The sequence below is a fragment of the Akkermansia massiliensis genome (assembly GCF_018847375.1).
Lineage (GTDB): Bacteria > Verrucomicrobiota > Verrucomicrobiia > Verrucomicrobiales > Akkermansiaceae > Akkermansia > Akkermansia massiliensis.
This window is the reverse complement of sequence record NZ_CP072036.1, coordinates 1,928,469-1,940,723: the sequence shown is the minus strand read 5'-3', so window position 1 is coordinate 1,940,723 and position 12,255 is coordinate 1,928,469. Positions and strand designations below refer to the sequence as shown.

General features: G+C 61.6%; 12 protein-coding genes. 7 read left to right on the top strand and 5 right to left on the bottom strand.

Annotated features, from left to right (window positions below):
• Nucleotides 1-106: 106 nt before the first annotated feature.
• Both J5W70_RS08110 and J5W70_RS08105 read right to left on the bottom strand, forming a co-directional pair.
• Nucleotides 107-712 (bottom strand): 50S ribosomal protein L25, encoded by a 606-nt coding sequence (locus J5W70_RS08110; RefSeq protein WP_022396143.1) that lies wholly within the window; start codon nt 710-712, stop codon nt 107-109.
• Between the two features lie 133 nt (nt 713-845).
• On the bottom strand, nt 846-1,775 hold the full coding sequence (locus tag J5W70_RS08105; RefSeq protein WP_102722616.1) for a ribose-phosphate diphosphokinase: 930 nt from the start codon (nt 1,773-1,775) through the stop codon (nt 846-848).
• 82 nt (nt 1,776-1,857) lie between these two features.
• Between J5W70_RS08105 and J5W70_RS08100 the strand changes: the two genes are divergently transcribed.
• Both J5W70_RS08100 and J5W70_RS08095 read left to right on the top strand, forming a co-directional pair.
• Nucleotides 1,858-2,808, top strand: coding sequence for an exosortase/archaeosortase family protein (locus J5W70_RS08100; protein ID WP_102722575.1), 951 nt, complete (start codon nt 1,858-1,860; stop codon nt 2,806-2,808).
• A 14-nt stretch (nt 2,809-2,822) separates the two neighbouring features.
• Nucleotides 2,823-3,545 (top strand): EpsI family protein, encoded by a 723-nt coding sequence (locus J5W70_RS08095; protein WP_022396147.1) that lies wholly within the window; start codon nt 2,823-2,825, stop codon nt 3,543-3,545.
• Nucleotides 3,546-3,565: 20 nt separating this feature from the next.
• Here J5W70_RS08095 and J5W70_RS08090 read toward each other — a convergent pair whose 3' ends face one another.
• Nucleotides 3,566-4,219: an alpha/beta fold hydrolase gene (locus J5W70_RS08090; RefSeq protein ID WP_215832707.1), complete on the bottom strand. Its 654-nt coding sequence runs from the start codon at nt 4,217-4,219 to the stop codon at nt 3,566-3,568.
• Between the two features lie 92 nt (nt 4,220-4,311).
• On the opposite strand from J5W70_RS08090, the gene J5W70_RS08085 reads away from it, so the two are divergent.
• The 5 genes from J5W70_RS08085 (at nt 4,312) to J5W70_RS08065 (ending at nt 10,468) form a co-directional block, all read left to right on the top strand.
• Nucleotides 4,312-4,896 (top strand): DOMON-like domain-containing protein, encoded by a 585-nt coding sequence (locus J5W70_RS08085; protein WP_022396149.1) that lies wholly within the window; start codon nt 4,312-4,314, stop codon nt 4,894-4,896.
• Between the two features lie 3 nt (nt 4,897-4,899).
• Nucleotides 4,900-6,276, top strand: coding sequence for an FAD-binding oxidoreductase (locus tag J5W70_RS08080; RefSeq protein ID WP_022396150.1), 1,377 nt, complete (start codon nt 4,900-4,902; stop codon nt 6,274-6,276).
• A 16-nt stretch (nt 6,277-6,292) separates the two neighbouring features.
• Nucleotides 6,293-7,615 (top strand): signal peptidase I, encoded by a 1,323-nt coding sequence (gene lepB, locus J5W70_RS08075; protein ID WP_102728885.1) that lies wholly within the window; start codon nt 6,293-6,295, stop codon nt 7,613-7,615.
• A gap of 39 nt (nt 7,616-7,654) precedes the next feature.
• On the top strand, nt 7,655-8,575 hold the full coding sequence (locus J5W70_RS08070; RefSeq protein ID WP_022396152.1) for a phytoene/squalene synthase family protein: 921 nt from the start codon (nt 7,655-7,657) through the stop codon (nt 8,573-8,575).
• Nucleotides 8,576-8,677: 102 nt separating this feature from the next.
• Complete coding sequence (locus J5W70_RS08065) at nt 8,678-10,468, top strand: alpha-1,3-galactosidase-related protein (protein ID WP_022396153.1); 1,791 nt, start codon at nt 8,678-8,680, stop codon at nt 10,466-10,468.
• 13 nt (nt 10,469-10,481) lie between these two features.
• On the opposite strand, the gene J5W70_RS08060 is transcribed toward J5W70_RS08065, so the two are convergent.
• Together J5W70_RS08060 and J5W70_RS08055 are read right to left on the bottom strand one after the other, a co-directional pair.
• On the bottom strand, nt 10,482-11,474 hold the full coding sequence (locus J5W70_RS08060) for an HAD hydrolase-like protein (RefSeq protein WP_022396154.1): 993 nt from the start codon (nt 11,472-11,474) through the stop codon (nt 10,482-10,484).
• A 22-nt stretch (nt 11,475-11,496) separates the two neighbouring features.
• Complete coding sequence (locus J5W70_RS08055; protein ID WP_022396155.1) at nt 11,497-12,234, bottom strand: 16S rRNA (uracil(1498)-N(3))-methyltransferase; 738 nt, start codon at nt 12,232-12,234, stop codon at nt 11,497-11,499.
• Between the last annotated feature and the right edge of the window lie 21 nt (nt 12,235-12,255).

Below are 12,255 nucleotides of genomic sequence, written 5' to 3'. Positions count from 1 at the left end.
CGTATCTTGCACTTTACCAGAAGACGCCCTCTTGGCGACAAAAAAAAGCCCGGAGCCGTAAAAACGGTTCCGGGCCCGGAGAGATAAAAAACAGGCTGTTTCTGGCTTACTTCTCGGCAACGGCTTCTTCAGCGGCCGGAGCGGCTTCCTCACTGGAAACGCGGGGGGCTTCCACGATGGCCACGATCACGTCGCCGGCCAGTTCCGTGTTCACGCCGGAGGGCAGTTTGAGATCGGCAATGCGCAGGGTTTCACCCAGCTTCAGGCCGGAGATGTCGGCAGTAATGGCTTCCGGCAGGTTCTTCACCTGGCAGACGATAGCCAGTTCATGAATGGTCTGGTCCAGCACGCCGCCCAGGGCTACGCCGGCGGCTTCGCCTTCCAGAATAACGGGAACGATGGAGTGAATGACCGTGGTGTCGGTCACGGCCTGGAAGTCCACATGCAGGCAGGCGTTGGTGATGGGGTTGTGCTGCACTTCCTTGAGGAGAGCCTTCACGATCTTGCCGTTGATGTCCAGGGCCACCAGGATATGTTCGGAAACGGCGGAAGCCAGCATGCGAGCGAATTCGCGGGCGTCAACCTGGATATTGACGTTGTCAAAACCGGGACCGTAAACCACGCCGGGGACCAGGCCCTGGCTGCGGAGTTGCTTCAGATTACCGGAGCCGCAGGCTCTCGTTTCGGCCTTGAGGGAATGGGATGTAGCCATGTTTTATAGAGGCAATATTGAGTGTTGATTGATAATGTTTCCTAATCGGGTTCAGGCAGAGGCCCCGCCGGGATTTCTGAACCCGCGTAAACCGGTACTCAGGTCAGGGCGCAGGACTCTGCACTAAAATTGGCTAAATGTCAAATAATGATGATACGGATTCTCCGTCATGTATGCGCTGCACGGCATGGCCCAGCAGGTCGCCCACGCTGATGCAGTCCACCTTGGGGCCATAGGCCATGGGAACGGTGTCGGAGGTAAGAACGCGTTCAATGCAGGAGCCGGCAATGCGTTCGCGGGCCATGTCCCCCAGCACGCCGTGGGACACGCAGGCAAACACGCGCTGGGCGCCGCGTTCCTTCAGGATGTTGGCGGCGGCGCACAGGGTGCCGGCGGTCTCCGTCATGTCGTCAATCAGGACGGCGTCACGGCCTTCCACATCACCGATGACGTTCATGGCTTCCACATGCGTGGCGTTGACGCGGTGCTTGGCGACGATGGCCAGCTCCGCACCCAGGGCGTCGGAATAGGCGCGGGCCATTTTCACGCCGCCCACGTCCGGGGAGACGACGACCAGGTTCTGGAGGTCTTTTACATAGTGCTCGCGCAAGTGGCGGATTAAAACGGGAGCGGCGTACAGGTGGTCCACCGGAATATCGAAGAAGCCCTGGATCTGGGCGGCGTGCAGGTCCATGGTCAGCACGCGGTCCACGCCGGCGGCGGTCAGCAGGTTGGCCACCAGCTTGGCGGTAATGGGAACGCGGGGCTGGTCCTTGCGGTCCTGGCGGGCGTACCCGAAGAAGGGGACCACCGCGGTGATGCGTCCGGCGCTGGCACGGCGGGCGGCGTCCACCATCACGCACAATTCCATGATGTTATGGTTGGTGGGGGGGCAGGTGGGCTGAATGAGGAAAACATCCTTGCCGCGGATGTTTTCATTTATCTTTACAAAACTTTCCCCATCGGGGAAAGTGTTCACCGTGACGTCCGTCAACTGAATGCCTACGCTTTGCGCAATGCGCTCCGCAAGTTCTCTGTGTGCTGTACCGCTGATAATCTTCATACCGGAAACTGAAAAGCGGACGCATTCTGAACACAGGTCCACATAATCGCAATACTTAATTCTCACAATTTGATTTTTCTCCATGATGGGTTCCCCCGTTCCAGATGCCAAAGAGAGATTTCTAACCGTCCCCATGATTGCCGCCCTGGCCGTGTGCGCCATCCTGCTGGCGGTACCCTACCTGGCGTTTCCCGAATTCGGCTCTACCGGGAATGAAAGCAGCATCCAGTGGCTCGTTTCCTCCTGGAACAAGCAGACGGATTACGAACACGGCTGGCTGGTGGTCCCCATCATCGCCTTCATGCTGTACCACGCCAGAAAGAAGATTGCCCAGGCGCCCAGGCGCATGGACTGGCGCGGGCTGATCCTTTTCATCCCGGCGGCCCTGCTTCTGGCGCTCTCCTTCCGCGTGGGACAGCCCCGCGTGGCCGTGGGCGCGCTTCCCCTGATCCTGCTGGGCGGAGCCTGGTACCTGGCCGGACCGCAGATCGCCAGGCTGTGCGCCTTCCCCCTGCTCTTCTTCTGGCTGTGCATTCCCCTTCCCTCTTTCCAGCAGGCTACGGTGGAGCTGCAAATCGTCGCCACGGAGCTGGGGCACCTGGGTGCGGCCCTTTTCGGCGTGGATACCTACCTGCAAGGCACCAACATCCGCTCCACCGGCGGCCACTGGGACGCCTTCAACATCTCAGGGGGGTGCAGCGGCATGCGTTCCCTGATGGCCCTGCTCATGCTGTCCGCCGCCTGGGCCTACCTGTCCGACCTGAAGTTCTGGAAAAAATGCGTGCTCTTCCTCAGCGCCATTCCCCTGGCCGTCATCGGCAACGGCGTCCGCATCACCAGCATTGTGGTGCTGGCGGAATACGGGGACCCCGAGTTTGCCGCGAAAACCTGGCACGACTGGTCCGGCCTGCTGTTCTTCTTCCCCATCTGCCTTCTCGGCCTGGCGGCCGTCCACTCCCTGCTGGCCGGGGAGCTGATCTGGAAGCCGTCCCGGCGCAAAAAGCTGGTCGTTAAAATGAACAAGTCCCACTAAGCGTTTCCGCCGCCATGAACATTAAAACGCTCAAGATTTTCGTCCTTCCCCTCCTGCTGGCCGTCACGCTCGGCGGCATTTACCTGATGCCGCGCAAGGGAGAGGTGCAGGATTCGTCCATCAGCATGGCCCTCCCCACCGGCATGAATCCGGACGGCTGGCACGGCACGCGCCGGCAGGAGTCTGAACAGGAGCGCGGCATCCTGGCTCCGGACACGGAATTCTCCAAGGCGGATTACGTGCAGGAAGTCCCCATCAGCCTGGACGCGCCGGAAACCGCTCCCGTGCTGTGCCGCGTCTCCATCGTCAAATCCGGCCATGACCTGAACAACTCCATCCACCGCCCGGAACGCTGCCTTCCGGCCCAGGGTCATTTCAACCTGACGGGAACCAAGGTGGAGGTGCCCGTGGAAGGCCACGGAATTATCAGGATGACCAAGCTGAAATCCCAGCAAAACATCACTCCGGACCAGCCGCAGCCCATCATTCTGGACAGCATGCACTATTACGTGTTCATTGGCCACCACCACATGACGGAGGACCACCTGGCCCGTACCCTGACGGATATGAAGGACAGGGTGCTGTACGGCGTGGACCAGCGCTGGTGCTACTTCCAGATTTCCACCGCGTACGGGGACAAGATCAAGGTGCCGGAGGAGGAAGCCCGGAAACAGACGGAGCGCCTCATCAGCCAGCTTCTTTCCCAACTGGTGAAGTGGGACGAACTGGACCGGTAGCGCTCCCCGCCCCGCGGCAGTCAGCCCGGAAGACGGCCTTCCAGCCATGCGGAGGCCGCCTGAAAAAGGCTGCACGTTTCTTCCACGGGGGCTTCATACAGCATGGGAGCGGGCCTCCGGTGGGAATAAAGGCGGCCCTCCCGGTCGCGCCGGTAGCCGGAAAAAGCCAGGTTGGCGTCCGCCCCGGCGCAGTGCCCCCAGCGGCCGCCGATCCTGGGCACCACGTCCATGAAGCCGCCCCCGTCCCGCAAGTAGGCGTTCCCCCACCATTCCACGCAGGCCGGGCGCGCGTTTTTCTGCCGGCGCGCCACGGCGTCTATGGTCAGGAGGCAGAGCGGAGCAGCCTGAACAGACTGGCGCCTAGCTACTTCCACCGCGCAGGAGCCGCCATAGCTGTGGCCCACCAGCACGACGGGCAGCCCGGGGCATTCCCGGCGCAGCTCTTCCAGCTCCGCCGCAATTTTTCCGCACCTGTCCAGGAACACGCCGCAGCCGCCCCCGTCCCAGTGGTAATAGGCCGTGGCATGCGCCACCCCTGGCAAAAAACCGGGAAACCTCTTTTCCACCCGGCTCAGGCAACCCGCCACCACGTCCCCGAAGCCGCCGATGAACACGGCCAGGTAACCGGGAGCGCTTCCGCGGGAAAGCAGGTTCAGTGTCCTTTGAAAATGCATGACGGAGCCCATGATGGAGAAATCACGTCAATATCCAAGTCCATAAGACGTTCTGGCTTGATAAAACCTGCAAACTGTCCAAATGTGATGGTATGCAAGTAATCATTCACCAATGGGCCTTCAACGGAAGCTTTGACCAGCTTGCCTCCCTGCCCCGCCAGGAACTCGTCAACGACTGGTTCGGCTACGACGTGGAGCCAAGCGCGGAGTTCGCCTTCGCCACGGACGGCGAGTACCTCTGGTTCCTGGCCTCCCGCAGCAAGGAAGCCACCGTTCATCCGGACGCCCGGCCCGGCCAGTTCCTGCCGGAGCTGTGGCGGTACGACCTGGCGGAATGGTTCATGGCCGCCGGGGACGGCACCAATTACTGGGAATTCAACCTTGCGCCCAACGGCGCGTGGTGGGCCTGCGCCTTTTCCGACACCCGCCGGGCCAATGAAGACATTCCCGCCCCGCTGGCCGTGGATACCAAGTGCATTCTGACGGACGAAGGCTGGTGCGCCATGGCCCGCATTCCGCTGAACGAACTGCGCGGCGTGGACGTACGCGACTGCAAGCTGGCCGCCACGTTCATCCTGGACACCCCGGACCAGATTTTCCTGACTACGGCGGACGACCTTTCCGGCAACCCGGACTTCCACCGCCCGGACTGCTTCTGCACCCCCATTCTCAAGTAATCCATGTCTTTGGAAGAAGACATTTCCCGCATCCTGGGGCCTGAAAAGGTCTCCGGGGCTCCGGATGTGCTGGCCGCGCACGCCGGGGACAAATGGTACGCGTCCGTGCTGCCGGAGGCAGTCGTCTTCCCGGAAAGCACGGAGGACGTCTCCCTGCTCCTGCGCTACGCCTCCTCCATGAACATTCCCGTCACGGCCCGCGGCGGCGGCGTGGGATACGTGGGGGGCTGCGTTCCCGTGCGCGGAGGCATCAGCCTTTCCCTGGAACGGATGAACCGCATTCTGGAAATCTCCCCGGAAGACGGCGTGGCCGTGGTGGAACCCGGCGTCATCACGGCGGACCTCCAGCGGGAAGCCCGCGCGCTGGGCTGGTTCTACCCACCGGACCCGGCGTCCAGGAAGGAATGCAGCATCGGAGGCAACATCGCCACGAACGCAGGAGGCCCCAGGTGCCTGAAATACGGAGTCACCAAGGCCTACGTGCTGGGCCTGACCGTAGTGCTTGCCAGCGGGGAAGTGGTGGAATGCGGAGGGCGCACTCACAAAAACAAAACGGGCTTCGACCTCGGAGACCTCTTCATCGGTTCGGAAGGGATGCTGGGCATCGTCACCCGGGCCATTCTGCGGATCATCCCCCATCCGGAAGCCTTCGGCGCGCTCAGCGCCAGCTTTCCTCAGTTCCCGCTGGCCGCCGCCGCCGTGCAGCGCATCCTGAACAGCGGGCACCTTCCCTCCGCCCTGGAAATAACGGACAGCTTCACCCTCCGCGCCGCCCGGGCCTACCTGGGGGACAGCGCCCTGCCCTCCGGCAGCCGCGGCCACCTGATTGTGGAAGTGGACGGCAGGCAGGCCGCCGTGCGGGAAGAACTGGATTCCCTCTGCGCCTTGCTGGAAGAATGCGGCGCAACCGACATCCTGCGCGCGGACACGGAAGAGAAGGCGGAAGCCATTTGGCAGCTGCGGCGTGAATTTTCCTACAGCCTGAAAGCCACCGGCATGACCAAGCTGAATGAAGACATCGTCATCCCCAGGTCCCGCCTGGTGGACCTGGTGGAATTCTGCGAGGCCATGAACCGGGAAACGGGGCTGGACATCGCATGCTTCGGCCATTCCGGAGACGGCAACATTCACACCAACATCATGGTGGACGATTACGCGGACCCGGAGAAGAAAGCCCTGGCGGACGCCTGCGTGGACAGGCTGTTCCGCTGGGTGCTGGAACACGGGGGCACCATCACCGGGGAACACGGCATCGGCCTGGCGAAGGCCAAATGGTTCCGGGAAGCCGTGGGAGAAGGAGCCTTCCACCTGCACGAACTGGTCAAATCCGCCCTGGACCCCCGGAATTTGCTGAATCCGGGCAAAATGGGACTCCCGTAACGTAAAATAGACTTCCATGATGCCCCCGGACGGGGCATCATGGCAACCGCACTTCATGAACAGCCCGCACAAGTCCATCCTAGCTGCCCTTTACGACCATTTCCCGGTCGCAGATGCCATCCTGGTGTTTATTCTGGACCATCCCCTGGCCTGGTTTACGCCCAAATGGCGCAGGAAAGGCCGCATGGCCCTGAAAGCGGTGCGCCGCTACGTCAATTACAACCGCGACCTTTTGCCGCCCGAGCGCCTGGCGGAGTTTGAAGAAAACCGCAACCTGCTGAAAACGGCCCTCCGCCGGGGTGACAGGCAGCAGGTGGAAACCATCACTGCCAAACTGGAATCCACGCTGGAATCCATTCCCGGCGCGCTGCCCTCCGGACTGGCGGAAAACGTGGAGGTGCTGTTCGTGATTCTGGCCATTTTCCTGGGCCTGCGCTGTTATGTAGTCCAGCCCTTCCGCATCCCGACCGGCTCCATGCAGCCCTCCCTGAACGGCATCCGCGCCGTCCCCCAGGAGGGAGACCCCACCCTGATGAAGAAAATCGGGGACATGATCCTGTACGGCGGCTCCTATGTGCATGAAACGGCCTCCAAGGAAAAGAAAATCGTCCGCTTCGAGCCCGCTACCAAATACCTCCTGCTCACGGTAACCAACGTGATTTTCGACGACGGCTCCAAGCTGGAAATTCCGGCGGCGGAGGCGGAGACGCGCCGCTACTTCCTCAACCAGGAACCGCGTTTCGAGTCCGAGCGGCACACTCCCTTCAGAAGCTACCTGCCGGGGGATACGATCGTGAACGCCCGCTTTGACGCCGGTGACCTGATCGTGGTGAACAAGATGGCCTACCACTTCCGCAAGCCGGAGCGCGGGGAAGTCTTCGTCTTTGACACGCGCGGCATTGAAGGCATTGCCAACAAGGGAAGCAGCACCGGGCAGGAAGGCGGAACGCACTACGTCAAACGCCTCTCCGGCGTACCGGGAGATTCCCTGTCCATCCGGGATTCCCAATTGATCGTGAACGGAAAACCGGCCACGGAATGGACCATCCAGAGGGTAGCTTCCGGCAAGCCCCCCTACCAGCCCTGCGGCTATGTGGCCCTTCCCGCCCCCCTCAGCCTGCTGGACGGCAGGGCCTACATCACGGAAGGGGGAACCGTGCACCTCTCCAATGATAAAAAACGCCCCTACCTGCGTGAGTACGTGGCCCTGGGCGACAATTCCACCCGTGAAAATTCCTTTGACTCCCGGTACTGGGGGCCCGTTCACCAATACAACATCGTAGGCCCCGCCAGCTTCTGCCTGTGGCCCTTCACTTCCCACTGGGGGCTTATCCCCTGATTCCCGGCCATTCCGCAGGCACGCTTTCCCCGTCAAGACATGACTCAAGCTCAGACTATTACAAGCAAGGCCAAGTCCAACCTGGCCTTCGCCCTCATTGACCTTCCTGAAGAAGAACGCCGCCACATGGCGGAATTTTACGCCTTCTGCCGTACGGTGGACGACATCGTGGACGAACCGGGAATGACGCCCCGAGAACGCCACGACGCCCTGAACCGCTGGATAGAAGTCATCAACGGCGGAGACGTTCTGGAGCTGACGGAGCTGGAAGAAGACATCATCGCCCTCATCCAGGACCTGGAGCTGGACACCACCCCCATGCTGCACCTGATTGAAGGCTGCCGTTCGGACATCTGCCAGCAACAGCCCCTGAACCGTGACGAACTGCTGGATTACACTTACTGCGTGGCCTGCTGCGTGGGCCTCACCTCCGCCCGCATCATGGGCGCCGGGGAAGCCGCCTACCCGTACGCCATCGCCCTGGGGCACGCGCTGCAAATGGTGAACATCATCCGTGACGTGGCGGAAGACTGCGGCAAATCCAACCGCATCTACCTGCCCAGAGAGGACATGGACCGCTTCGGCTACACCCTGGAAGACCTGCGCGGCAGAGTCTATTCCCCCCAGCTTCAGGAACTGCTGCAATATGAAGCGGACCTGGCGGAAAAGTTCTTCGCGGAGGCGGAGGAGGAATACAACCGCCTCAGCCCGGAGGATAGGGCGGCGCTCGTTCCCGCCCAGGCCATGGCGCTCATCTACCACACCATTCTGGACAAAATGAAGGCGGGCGGCTTCCGCATCTTCGACATCCGCTACCGCGTCAACACCTTCCACAAGCTCTGGCTTCTGTTCCGCACCAAGCTGGACATCGACCCCCAGTCCTACTACGACAAGTCCAAGGCGTACTATGACAAGCTGGTCGGCTTCCTTTCCCGCCCCGGCAGGAAGGATGAAAAGTAAGGGCCGCTCTCCCGGCGCGCAGGGCAGAAAACCACGGCCTTTCCTTCCGGCCCTGCGGGCATTATGCTTGTCCTGAAAGCCGTGTTCCTGTAGGAATGCAGCATGCAAACTCCCGCAGCCGCCCTGCTTCTTGTTCTCACAACACTAACCGGGCTGTGCGCGGCAGCGGACTACCCGGAACGGGCTCAGCGCACACAATCCGCCGGGAACCATACCTGGTACATAGACCCGGACCAGGGAAACGACGGCAACCCCGGAACTTCCCCCTCCACGGCCTGGAAGAGCATGTCCCCGGCCAACCGCCTCATCATGTCGCGCGGGGACACGCTCGTCATCCAGCCCGGAGAGCATGCGGCCTCTCTGGCGCTCATGGGGGAAGGCTCCAGACAGGCCCCGGTCACTATCCGGTTCATGCCCGGCAGGCACGTTTTCAAGCACGGTGCCCTGGTCTCCGGAAAGCCGCAGATTTCCAACACCAATGACGCTCCCAACGAGGCCAAGGCTATGGCCATCCGCCTGGTGGAGGCCAAAAACGTACGACTGGAGGGCAAGCCGGGAGCCACCGACATCCTGCTGGAGGGAAAAGCCATTTTCGTCTGCATGGAGCACGCGGAAAACGTTTCCCTGAACGGCCTGGGCTTTGACTACGTGCACCCTACCATGGGGGAATTCCTGGTGACGGAAGTTGAAGGAAACACTATGAAGGCGACCATTCCGGACGGTACCCTGTATACGGTGAAGGACGGCTCCCTGACCTGGCGCGGCCCCGGCTGGGAATTCCGGATGGGAGGATATTCCAAGGTCTTCGATGCCGCCTCCGGCACCTTCCAGGGCCGCTTTGACCCGGGAAAAACAGTCATTAAAGAACTGTCCCCCGGAAAAATCAGCATCACGTTCAAGGAAGGCGCCCCGACCATGCGGGCGGGACAATCCTACCAGAACCGCAACACGCGGCGGGACTGCTGCGGATTTTTCCAGCACAGGAGCAGGAACATCGTCTGGAACAACTGCCATATCTACTACATGCACGGCATGGGCGTGGTTTCCCAGTTCAGCGAGAATATCATATTCAATAACTTGAAGATAGCGCCGCGCCCCGGCTCCCTGCGCACCAATTCCTCCTGGGCGGACAACCTGCATTTTTCCGGATGCAGGGGGAAAATCATCGTCAGGGACTGCGTGCTGGGAGCCTCCCATGACGACGCCATCAACGTGCACGGCACCCACCTGCGCATTGTGGACCAGCCGGCACCCAATAAAATCACCGTCCGGTTCATGCACCCCCAGACCTTCGGTTTTGACGCCTTCGCGGTGGGGGACCGGATTGACTACGTTTCCTGCAAGACGCTGGTTCCTTACGCCTCCAATACCGTTTCCGGCATCAAAAAGCTCAATGAGAAGGAAATAGAACTCACGCTGCGGCAGCCCAACCCCGGGAACATCCAGCCCAACGACGCCGTGGAGAACACCACCTGGACGCCCTCCGTCCACGTCAGCAACACGGTTTGCCGCCACATTCCCACCAGGGGCTTCCTGCTTACCACCAGGAAGCCGGTGCTGATTGAACGGTGCCGGTTTGAGAAGACGGGCATGCCTGCCATTCTGGTGGAGGATGACGCCTCCGGCTGGTATGAATCCGGTGTGGTCAAGGACATGGCCATCTCCCGCAACACCTTCATTCAATGCGGGGAGGCCGTCATCCAGATCGTTCCGCACGCCCCCCAGCCGGAAGGAAACGTTCACGAGAACATCACCATCACCGGCAATACGTTTGACCTCAGGAACGGCACCGCCATCCGCACCCGCCATACCGGCAACGTAAAGGCGGAGAAAAACACCTTCACCAAAGACGGGAAAAACATTCCCGCGGAGAAGGCAGTGGATATCCGGTAGGGAGCCTCCCCTTTTACCGGTGCCGTGAAACATGCACCGTCACGGAGACGCTGTCCGTCCGCGGCAGGATGAACTTGCGCAGGGTGACGATCACGTGACGCGCGCCGAACTCCTTCAGGCAAACCTTTCCCATGTCCTCCGCCAGCGTTTCCACCAGCTTGCGGGGTCGCGCCATGGCTTCCGCCCTCAGGGCGCGGGCGATGGAATCATAACAGACGGTCCTGGAAAAATCGTCGTTCAGGCCGGAGAGGGCTTCATCCGGATAAAAAGTGATATCCGCCTTCAGGGTCTGCATGGAGGCGCGTTCCTCCTCCGGCACGCCGATGAAGGTATCCAGCTCCAGGCCGTTGATGTTGATGGAATCCTGCGTATCTGAAGGCAGGGCATAGCGGCGCATCAGCGTGCGCAGGACAAGCAGGTCCGGAACGATGATGTCCGGCCTGGCCTTGGAAAGCTGGGCGGCGTCATTATAGCCGGTCAGCACGGCGATGGACGTGATGCCCGCATGGTGGGCCGTCTCTATGTCATGCTGCATGTCCCCGATGAACGCGGTTTCATGGGCATGCAGCCCGTGCTGGGCCAGCAGGGTGTGGATATGGGCGTCCTTATGGCGGATGCCCGCGTGAATGGCTTCAAAATATTCCATCATGCCCAGCTCCCGGCACTGGATGTCGAACTCCTTGGCGTCCACGCTGGTGAGGATAAAGCAGCGCACGCCGCGCGCGCGGCAGAACTCCAGGAATTCCCGCGCGTTCGGCAGCACCTCCACCGGCGCGTTGGAAACGCGGAAGGCGTACCGGAAATGGTCTTCCAGTTCATTCAAATCCGCCTGGGGCAGCACGCGGGCATAATAGTCCGGATAGGGAAGCTGGAATTCCGCGCGGAATTCATCCCTGTCCATGCAGGGTTTTCCGTACTGGGAAAAAACGTAATTGGACGCGTCCAGCGTCAGGGCCAGGTCATCCACCAGGGTGCCGGACCAGTCGAAAATGAGATTCTTGAACATGGGAATGCGTATCGGGAAAAACTCAGTCCAGGGCGTACCGCATGGCGGCCAGCCCGAAGAAGGCGGCCGTCTCCACCCGGAGGACGATGGGGCCAAGCGTAACGGGAGAGAATCCGGCCTCCAGCGCCATGGCCGTCTCCTGGTCCGTAAAGTCGCCCTCCGGCCCCACCAGCAGGGCAGCACTCCGCACGGAGCGGGAGCGGGCTTCCTCCAGCACGTCCCTGACCGGGCGCACGCCGGGCACCAGGGAGGCGATCACGTTCAGCCCTTCCGGCGCTCCGCGGCGCAGCCATTCCGCAAAGGGAACGGGAGCCGTAACCTCGGGAAGCGTGTTCTGGCCGCACTGCTTGCAGGCCTCCAGGGCGATGCGCTGCCACTTCTGCCTCTTGGCCTCCGCCTCCCGCGCGTTCAGGCGCACGATCGTGCGGTCCGTCAGGAGCGGAACGATGGCGGAAACGCCCAGTTCCACGGATTTCTGAATGATGAGGTCCATGTTGGCTCCTTTGGGGACCGCCTGGCACAGCGTCAGATGGGCCAATTCTGGAGCGGGAGGACATTCCTCCCCCGGAGCCAGCAGCACCCCGGAACTGCGCGGAGGTTCCGCCACCACGGCATGGGCGGCGCGGCCGCAACCGTCAAAGACGACGCAGGAATCACCCTGTTTCAGGCGCAGAACCTTGGCGGCATGGTGCGCCTCATCCCCGCGCAGCTCCCAGGAGGGAGCGGCCCATTCCGAAGCCGGGAGGTAAAAGCGAGCCATGCGTGAAAGGGAAAAACGGAC

What these genes read in the sequence shown, in the direction of transcription:
- lepB (WP_102728885.1), top strand. Translation starts at nt 6,293, where the DNA reads ATGATGCCCCCGGACGGGGCATCATGGCAACCGCACTTCATGAACAGC.
- J5W70_RS08110 (WP_022396143.1), bottom strand. Translation starts at nt 712, where the DNA reads ATGGCTACATCCCATTCCCTCAAGGCCGAAACGAGAGCCTGCGGCTCC.
- J5W70_RS08080 (WP_022396150.1), top strand. Translation starts at nt 4,900, where the DNA reads ATGTCTTTGGAAGAAGACATTTCCCGCATCCTGGGGCCTGAAAAGGTC.
- J5W70_RS08095 (WP_022396147.1), top strand. Translation starts at nt 2,823, where the DNA reads ATGAACATTAAAACGCTCAAGATTTTCGTCCTTCCCCTCCTGCTGGCC.
- J5W70_RS08070 (WP_022396152.1), top strand. Translation starts at nt 7,655, where the DNA reads ATGACTCAAGCTCAGACTATTACAAGCAAGGCCAAGTCCAACCTGGCC.
- J5W70_RS08085 (WP_022396149.1), top strand. Translation starts at nt 4,312, where the DNA reads ATGCAAGTAATCATTCACCAATGGGCCTTCAACGGAAGCTTTGACCAG.
- J5W70_RS08100 (WP_102722575.1), top strand. Translation starts at nt 1,858, where the DNA reads ATGATGGGTTCCCCCGTTCCAGATGCCAAAGAGAGATTTCTAACCGTC.
- J5W70_RS08090 (WP_215832707.1), bottom strand. Translation starts at nt 4,219, where the DNA reads ATGCATTTTCAAAGGACACTGAACCTGCTTTCCCGCGGAAGCGCTCCC.
- J5W70_RS08065 (WP_022396153.1), top strand. Translation starts at nt 8,678, where the DNA reads ATGCAAACTCCCGCAGCCGCCCTGCTTCTTGTTCTCACAACACTAACC.
- J5W70_RS08055 (WP_022396155.1), bottom strand. Translation starts at nt 12,234, where the DNA reads ATGGCTCGCTTTTACCTCCCGGCTTCGGAATGGGCCGCTCCCTCCTGG.
- J5W70_RS08060 (WP_022396154.1), bottom strand. Translation starts at nt 11,474, where the DNA reads ATGTTCAAGAATCTCATTTTCGACTGGTCCGGCACCCTGGTGGATGAC.
- J5W70_RS08105 (WP_102722616.1), bottom strand. Translation starts at nt 1,775, where the DNA reads ATGAAGATTATCAGCGGTACAGCACACAGAGAACTTGCGGAGCGCATT.